Genomic DNA, 8,038 nt, shown 5'->3' on the forward strand with positions numbered 1-8,038 from the left:
CCCCTCGGAGGGTTTAAACCACCGCCCCCCGCAACGAAAACGCCCCGCCCCTTCGCCCGGAGGCGAAAGGAACGGGGCGTCCGGGTGGAGCCTTCCACGAAGGCGGCCGCTCCGTCATGGGAGCGGCCGTCGCGCGAAGGCTCCAGCCTGAATCAGGCCTTCGCGTCGGGCGTGGGCGCCGGGGCGGCCGCGGCCGGAGGAGGCGTCTGCGCGGCGGTGCGCTCGGCCATGGCCTCCTTGCGGGACAGGCGGATCTTGCCCGTCTTGTCGATGCTGACGACCTTCACCAGCACCTCGTCGCCCTCGCTCAGCACGTCCGAGACCGCCTTGACGCGCTTGTCGGACAGCTCGGAGATGTGGATGAGGCCGTCGGTGCCCGGGAACAGCTCCACGAAGGCGCCGAACTCGGCGATCTTCCGGACCGTGCCCGTGTAGATCTTCCCGATCTCCGCCTCACGCGTGAGCGCCTGGATCATCGCGATGGCGGCCTTCACGGCCTCGCCGTTCGCGCTCGCGATGTCCACGCGGCCCGTGTCCTCGATGTTGATGGCCGCGCCCGTGCGCGCGATGATGTCCTTGATCACCTTGCCGCCCGGCCCGATGACGTTCTTGATGAACTCGGGACGGATCTGGATGGTGGTGATGCGCGGCGCGAACTGGCTGATCTCCTTGCGGGGAGCGTCCAGCGTCTTCGCCATCTCCGCCAGGATGTGCACGCGGCCCTGACGCGCCTGCTCCAGCGCGCGGCTCATGATCTCCGTGGTGAGGCCGGTGATCTTGATGTCCATCTGGATGGACGTGATGCCCTTGGACGTGCCGCAGACCTTGAAGTCCATGTCGCCCAGGTGATCCTCGTCACCGAGGATGTCGGAGAGGATGGCGATCTTCTCGCCCTCCTTCACGAGGCCCATGGCGATGCCGGCCACCGGCGCCTTGATGGGGACGCCCGCGTCCATCAGCGCCAGCGTGCCACCGCACACGGAGGCCATGGACGAGGAGCCGTTGGACTCGAGGATCTCCGACACCAGCCGCACCGTGTACGGGAAGTTCTCGCCCGCCGGCAGCATGTTGCGCAGCGCGCGCTCCGCCAGCGCGCCGTGGCCAATCTCACGCCGGCCGGGGCCGCGCAGGGGCTTGGTCTCGTTCACGCTGAAGGGCGGGAAGTTGTAGTGCAGCAGGAAGCGCTTGAAGGCCTGGCCGCTCAACAGCTCCAGCCGCTGCTCGTCCTCGCTGGTGCCCAGCGTGGCCACCACGAGCGCCTGCGTCTCGCCACGGGTGAACACCGCGCTGCCGTGCGCGCGGGGCAGCACGCCCACTTCGTTGGTGATGGTGCGCACCACGTCGTGGCCACGGTCACCGATGCGGCCACCATTCACGGTGAGCTCACGCATGTGGTCGTACTTCAGGTCCTCGATGACCTGCTTGGCGTGCTTCTCCACCACGGGCGTGAACTCCGCGCCCAGCTTCTCCTTGAGGGCCGCCACGGCCGCCTTCTTGGCCTTGGAGAGCGCCTCGTAGCGCGCGCCCTTCTCCTTGATGGCGTAGCCGGCCTTGACGCCGTCCATGGCCAGGGCGCGCACCTGGGTGCGCAGCCCCTCGTCGATGGCGGCCGGCTTGTCGTAGGAGCGCACCTGCTTCTTCAGCTCCGCGCGCATCTCGTCCTGGAGGTCCAGGGCGGGCTTGGCCGCGGTGCGGCCGAACTCCAGCGCGGCCACCATGTCCGCCTCGCTGACCTCCTCCGCGCCACCCTCCACCATCACGATGGCCTCGCGGCTCACCGCCATGACGAGGTCCAGGTCGCTCTGCTCACGCTGCTTCGCGGTGGGGTTGGCGACGAACTGGCCACCCACGCGGCCCACGCGAACGCCCGCGATGGGGCCGTTGAACGGGATGTCCGACACCCACAGCGCCGCGGAGGCGCCGGTGAGACCGTGGATGTCGCCCTCGTTGTCCGGGTCCGAGGAGATGACGCTGATGATGACCTGCGTCTCGTACGCGTAGCCTTCCGGGAACAGCGGACGGCAGGAGCGGTCGATCAGACGGCTCGTCAGCGTCTCCTTCTCCGTCAGCCGGCCCTCGCGCTTGAAGAAGCTGCCGGGGATGCGGCCCGCCGAGTACAGCTTCTCCTGGTACTCCACCGTGAGGGGCAGGAAGTCGATGTCCTTCTTCTCGCGCGCGCTCACCGCGGTGACGAGCAGCATGGTGTCGCCGTAGCGGACCACCACGGCGCCATCGGCCTGCTTGGCCAGACGGCCCGTCTCGATGCTCAGCTCGCTCTCACCAATCTTGACGCTCTTCTTCAACATGTCGTGTGGCCTCTGTGCCTGCTTCGCGTGCGAGGACCCGCGTCAGCCACGGCCGGCCCGCATGAGCGGGGCCGGGCCGCCCGGACAGGGGCCCTCTAGGGAATGAGCGGTCGCCAGGGCCTTGAAGCAGGCACGTGCCAGACCACCGCTGCCTGTACTGCGGAAATGGGCTCCGTTGCGGAGCGCCGGAGGGATGGCTCGGACCTCTTGATCCCTGATCACACCCGCCCACCCATGGACTTCAGGTCGGCCGGTCTGAACGGAAACCAAAAGAGCCCGTCTCCATCACGCCCTTGCCCGCCACCTCACCCACGCCCGCGCTTCTTGAAACACTTCCAACAACCCACCGCCCGGAGCATGGAACACCGGGCGATGGAAAAACCTTGCCGCACAAACGCGCGGGGCGCTGGTGTCTGCCAGCGCCCCGGGTGCTTGCGAGTGCCTACTTGCGGATGCCGAGGCTCTCGATGAGCTTCTTGTAGCGCGCCACGTCCTTGGACTTGAGGTAGTCCAGCAGACGGCGGCGCTGACCGACCAGCTTCAGCAGACCGCGCCGGGAGTGGTGGTCCTTCTTGTGGGTCTTGAAGTGCTCGGTGAGCATGTTGATGCGCTCGGACAGCAGCGCCACCTGCACCTCGGGGGAGCCCGTGTCGGACTCGTGGGTGCGGAACTTCGAGACCAGCTCGCTCTTGCGATCCTGATGCAGCGACATGGGGGCTTCTTCCTGAATCCCACTCCGGGATGATCGCTCGTGCCGCCTGGGTCCGCGGAGGGGTACAGACCCGGCCATTGTTCTTCTAACGAGCGGGCCGCTTATAAGCTTCACCCCCCGTAGGGTCAACCTTCGCCGGCTGCCCGTCCGCCCCTCGGCGGCCTGGAGAGTGCGAAGACGTACAACCGGCAGCCCGTCGGAAGTCCCGCCTCCCCCGTCGCCAGCTCTTGCGCGGACGCCGCGTCCAGGGCCACGTGCAGGTACAGGCCACCGGGTTCCCCACCGTCACCCGCCAGCAGCGCGCGGGTGCGCGGGTACAGCCGCAGCAGGGCCTCCACCACGTCGCCAATGCCCGCCGCCGCCGGTACGCCCAGCGTCAGCTCGCGCCGGCCGTCGAAGGCACCGCGCAGGCCCGGAGCGACGCTCACGGCGATGTCATGGGAGCGCGTGGCCACTCAGACGAAGACCCGCAGGTAGCGCAGCCGCCCGCCCACCACCTCGGCCATGGCGAGCAGCTCGCCGTCCGGGCCCAGCACGCGCACCTTGCCCGGCAGGGGGGACACCTCCACGGGGACGCCGTGCGACACCCGCTTCGCGTCCTCCGCGCCCACCCGCACCAGGGGCAGCTCCGTCAGCGCGTCGCCCAGCGACACCAGCCGCCCGGCCACGGTCTCCCGCGACAGCGACGCCAGGTCGCCCAGGGGCAGCGCGCGCGCCAGGGTGAACGGGCCACTCGCGGTGCGCCGCAGGGCCTCCAGGTGCGCCCCGCAGCCCAGCGCGCGGCCAATGTCGTAGGCGAGCGTGCGCACGTAGAAGCCCTTCGAGCAGCGCACCGACAGCGTCAGCCGGTCCGCGGAGAAGTCGCGCAGCACCAATTCGTGCACCGTCACGGTGCGGCTGGCGCGCTCCACCTCTTCGCCCGCGCGCGCCAGTTCGTACAGCCGCTTGCCGGCGATCTTCACCGCCGAGTACATGGGCGGCACCTGTTCGAAGGTGCCCCGGAAGGGCGCGAGCACCGCCTCCAGCACCGCGGCCGTCAGGGGCGGCACCGGCGACTGCGAAGTTGCCTTCCCCTGGGCGTCCTGGGTGTCCGTCTCCACGCCCAGCCGCACCACCGCGTCGTAGGCCTTGTCGCCCTCGGTGATGTAGCCGGCCACCTTGGTGGCCTCCCCCAGGCACACCGGCAGCACGCCGGTGGCCATCGGGTCGAGCGTGCCCGTGTGGCCCGCCTTCTTCACCTTCAGCAGGCTGCGCACCTGGCGGACCACGTCGAACGACGTGGGACCGAGCGGCTTGTCGATGACGAGGACGCCGTCCATGACCGGGTTCTACCAACCTTCCTTGCCGCGCACCTCCCGCAGGAGGCGGTCGATCTTGTCGCCCTCTCCCACGGAGGCGTCGAAGGCGAAGAAGACCTCCGGTGACACGCGCAGCTTGACGGCGGACGTCACCTCGCGGCGCACGAAGCCCTTGGCCGCGTCCAGCCCCTCCTGGGTGGCCTTCTTCTCCTCGTCGGTGCCGAGCATCGAATAGAAGACCTTCGCCACGCGCAGGTCGGGCGACACCTTCACGCCCGTGATGGTGATGAAGCCGATGCGCGGGTCGCGCAGCTCCCCCCGCGTCAGCAGGGCGCCAATGGCCGCCTGGATTTCCTGCCCCACGCGCTCGGGTCGTGAATGCGTCGTCATTTCTTCTCCCAATCTCGCGGGTTGCGCAGCGCGCGGGCCTTTGCCCTCGCGTCGTCCAGCGTCAGATTTCCACCTTCGGCGGCAGGCCGGGAAGCCCCCGGGGCCGCGCCTTCATGCCGCTGCTCCCAGGAGCCCAGCCCTTCGGCCTCCGCCAGCGACCGGTCGCTGCGCAGGAAGCGCGCGATGGCCGCCTCCGAGTGCGCGTGCGCAGCCTCGGGTGACAGCCCCGCCTCGGCGTCCAGGTCCGCTTCCGGCATCTTCGCCGGAGGCCGGAACATCCTCGCGCCGCTGTCCGGATGGAGCTGATCGCCGAAGGCGAGGATCTCCGTCTCCCGGGCCATCAGCGGCGCGACGTACATCTCCTCGATGAAGTGGATGATCTTCTCCAGCTGCTCATCCACGTGGCGGTGCTCGTTGCCCACCACCGCCAGTGCCACCGACGCCTTCTGCCAGAGGTCCTGGTCGTCCACTTCCGCGACGGCCACGTTGAAGCGGGCCTTCACCCGGTCCGTCACCCGGCGGAGCACCTGCCGCTTGGACTTCAGCGAGGCGCTCTCCGGAATCTGGAGGGTGAGGCGTGCGACACCCACGAACATAAGGTCCCCCAGGCCGGCGATGGCGCGCTGCATCAACCCCGCACGCCAACCGCCGGCACATCGTCATTCCCCCGGAGAAGGTGGGGCCTTCCCGGGGGTCCGTCGAGTGTGTCCCGCGGGGCTCAGGAGAGGCTCTGCCGGGTCTCCTCGATCTCGTACGCCTCGATGATGTCGCCGGCCTTGAGGTCGTTGAAGTTCTCGATGCCGATACCGCACTCGAAGCCCTGCGCGACCTCCTTGACGTCGTCCTTGAAGCGACGGAGCGACGCCATCTTGCCGGAGAAGAGCTGCTTGTTCTCGCGCATGAGGCGCACGAACGAGCCGCGCTTGATGACGCCGTCCAGGACGGCCGCACCGGCGATGGTGCCCAGCTTCGGCACGTTGAAGGTGTTGCGCACTTCCGCACGGCCCAGCTTGCGCTCGGTGCGGATGGGCTCCAGGAGGTTCTCCATCTCCAGGCGCACACCGTCGATGAGCTCGTAGATGATGGAGTAGCTCTGCAGCGTGACCTGCTGGGCCTTGGCCGCGGCCTCGGCACCGGACTCCGGCTTCACGTTGAAGCCGAGCACGACGCCCTTGGAAGCAGCGGCGCGCATGACGTCCGTCTCGGTGACGGCGCCCACGCCCGCGTCGATGATGACCACCCGCACCTTGTGCGTGGTGAGCTTCTCCACCGCCTGGCGCACCGCCTCCGCGGAGCCCTGCACGTCCGCCTTGATGACGACGCGCAGCTCCTTGGGACCACCGCCCGCCTTCGTCTTGGCGAACAGCTGCTCCAGGGACTCGCGGCTGACCTTGCTGAGCTCCGACTGACGCTCCTTCATGCCGCGGTGGTCGGCGATCTGCTTGGCCGCCTTCTCGTCCGCCACCACGTTGATGGCGTCACCCGCGGTGGGCACGCCGGACAGACCGACGACCTCCGCGCAGTAGCCCGGCTTCACTTCCTTCACGGACTCGCCACGGCTGTTGTTCATGGCGCGGACGCGGCCGTAGTGCGTGCCGGTGACGATGGCGTCGCCCAGCTTGAGCGTGCCCTCCTGCACCAGCACCGTGGCCACGGGACCGCGGCCACGCTCCAGCTTCGCTTCCACGATGGCGCCCACGGACGGACGGGTGGGGTTGGCCGTCAGCTCCAACACCTCCGCCTGCAGCGCCAGGTTCTCCAGGAGGAGGTCCAGGTTCTGCTTCGTCTTCGCGGAGACGGGCACCATGATGGTGTCGCCGCCCCACTCTTCCGGGACCAGTTCGTGGCTGGCCAGGTCCTTCTTCACGCGGTCCAGGTTCGCGCCCGGCACGTCGACCTTGTTGATGGCGACGACGATGGGCACTTCGGCCAGCTTCGCGTGCTTGATGGCCTCGATGGTCTGGGGCATCACGCCGTCGTCCGCGGCCACCACGAGCACCACGATGTCCGTCACGTTGGCGCCACGGGCGCGCATGGACGTGAAGGCCTCGTGACCCGGCGTGTCCAGGAACGTGACGTCGCCGCGCGCCGTCGTGACGCTGTACGCGCCGATGTGCTGCGTGATGCCGCCCGCCTCGCCCGCGGCCACGCTGGCCTGGCGGATGGCGTCCAGCAGGGACGTCTTGCCGTGGTCGACGTGACCCATGATGGTGACGACCGGCGGACGGGGACGCTCGTCCTCCGCCTTGGTCGCGACCTCCGGCAGGTAGTCCTCCACCTCGAAGCCCACGCGCTCCACCTTCCAGTGGTAGTCGGTGGCGATGAGCTCTGCGGTGTCCGCGTCCAGGATGAAGTTCGCGGTGGCCATCTTCTGCATGGCCATCAGCTTCTTGATGAGCTCCGTGGTGCGCACACCCATGCGCTGGCCCAGGTCGGACACGCTGATGCCCTCCTGGAGCTTGATGACCTTCTTGTCCTCGGCCATCTGGGTGATCTGCGTCTTGGCGCCCTTCTTGGTCGGCTTGCGCTTCTTGCCGCGGATCGGAATCGCGATCCGGCCCCAGACCATGTCGGACAGTTCCTGCTTCGACACGCTGGTCGTCTCAGGACCCGTGCGCTTGCGCTGGCCACGCTCCTTGTTCTTGGAGACGTCCACCAGCTCGCGGCCGCGACCCAGGTGATCCGGGACGACCTTGTACTCGCGCTTCTCGGTGCCGAGCGCCGTGCGGCCCGGGGCCATGGGGTACTGCTTGGCCTGGGTCGTGGTCGGCGTGACGCGGCGGACCTGGATGAGCGGGCGCGAGATGACCACGGCCTGGGTGGCCGTGGGGCGCGCCTGGGCGCCCGGCGTGGGCGCGACCTGGGCGTGCGGCACGCCGCCCACCATGATGGTCGGACCGCTGGGCTGCACGGGGGCCCCCGCGGCGCCCGGAGGCGGCGAGGACGGACGCACCGGACCCGTCTGGCCCGGACGCGCCTGCATGGGCGCTCCCGGACGGCTCTGCATCGGCGGCCCACCCGGGCGACCCTGCATGGGCGCGCCAGGACGGCTGCCCGGCCCACCAGGGCCTCCCGGACGACCGCCCGGTCCACCGGGGCCACCCGGACGGCTGCCCGGAGGACCACCAGGGCGCCCACCCGTCGAACCCGGACGCTGCACGTAACCGGGACCACGGGAGATGACCGTCGCGGACGTCGACGTAGAAGGCGTCCGTGCGGTGGGCGGGACCGGCGAGCGCGTAGGGGGGTTGGGCAAGTGGGTGCTCTCCTGAGCGGTGGTGCGCGGTGTCGCCGGAGCCTGGGTCGGCGCGGCGGCCCGCGGCGTCTCCACC

7 protein-coding genes are annotated in these 8,038 nt (G+C 69.4%); all 7 read right to left on the minus strand.

What is annotated here, in order from left to right; all coding sequences use genetic code 11:
• Positions 1-152 precede the first annotated feature (152 nt).
• The 7 genes from pnp to infB all read right to left on the minus strand — a co-directional run bounded on the left by pnp (position 153) and on the right by infB (position 8,037).
• Entirely contained in the window at positions 153-2,306 is a 2,154-nt protein-coding gene (gene pnp / locus D7Y13_RS34545; protein ID WP_120536219.1) for a polyribonucleotide nucleotidyltransferase, read from the minus strand.
• A gap of 442 nt (positions 2,307-2,748) precedes the next feature.
• The gene (gene rpsO, locus D7Y13_RS34550; RefSeq protein ID WP_120536218.1) at positions 2,749-3,018 is read right to left on the minus strand and encodes a 30S ribosomal protein S15; all 270 of its coding nucleotides are present in this window, start codon (positions 3,016-3,018) and stop codon (positions 2,749-2,751) included.
• A 125-nt stretch (positions 3,019-3,143) separates the two neighbouring features.
• A complete protein-coding gene (locus tag D7Y13_RS34555) occupies positions 3,144-3,446 on the minus strand; it encodes a hypothetical protein (protein WP_233595660.1) in 303 nt (100 codons plus the stop codon).
• Positions 3,447-3,473: 27 nt separating this feature from the next.
• Positions 3,474-4,337 carry a tRNA pseudouridine(55) synthase TruB gene (gene truB, locus D7Y13_RS34560; protein WP_120584254.1) on the minus strand — a complete coding sequence of 288 codons (864 nt, stop codon included), beginning with the start codon at positions 4,335-4,337 and terminating at the stop codon, positions 3,474-3,476.
• 9 nt (positions 4,338-4,346) lie between these two features.
• Positions 4,347-4,706: a 30S ribosome-binding factor RbfA gene (gene rbfA / locus D7Y13_RS34565; protein WP_120536215.1), complete on the minus strand. Its 360-nt coding sequence runs from the start codon at positions 4,704-4,706 to the stop codon at positions 4,347-4,349.
• Positions 4,703-5,302 (minus strand): DUF503 domain-containing protein, encoded by a 600-nt coding sequence (locus D7Y13_RS34570; protein ID WP_120584255.1) that lies wholly within the window; start codon positions 5,300-5,302, stop codon positions 4,703-4,705. Before D7Y13_RS34570 ends, rbfA begins: the two co-directional genes overlap by 4 nt.
• 122 nt (positions 5,303-5,424) lie before the next feature.
• Positions 5,425-8,037, minus strand: a complete 2,613-nt coding sequence (infB, locus tag D7Y13_RS34575) for a translation initiation factor IF-2 (protein ID WP_120584256.1) — start codon at positions 8,035-8,037, stop codon at positions 5,425-5,427.
• Position 8,038: the final 1 nt, after the last annotated feature.

The sequence above is a fragment of the Corallococcus praedator genome (assembly GCF_003612125.1).
Classification (GTDB): domain Bacteria; phylum Myxococcota; class Myxococcia; order Myxococcales; family Myxococcaceae; genus Corallococcus; species Corallococcus praedator.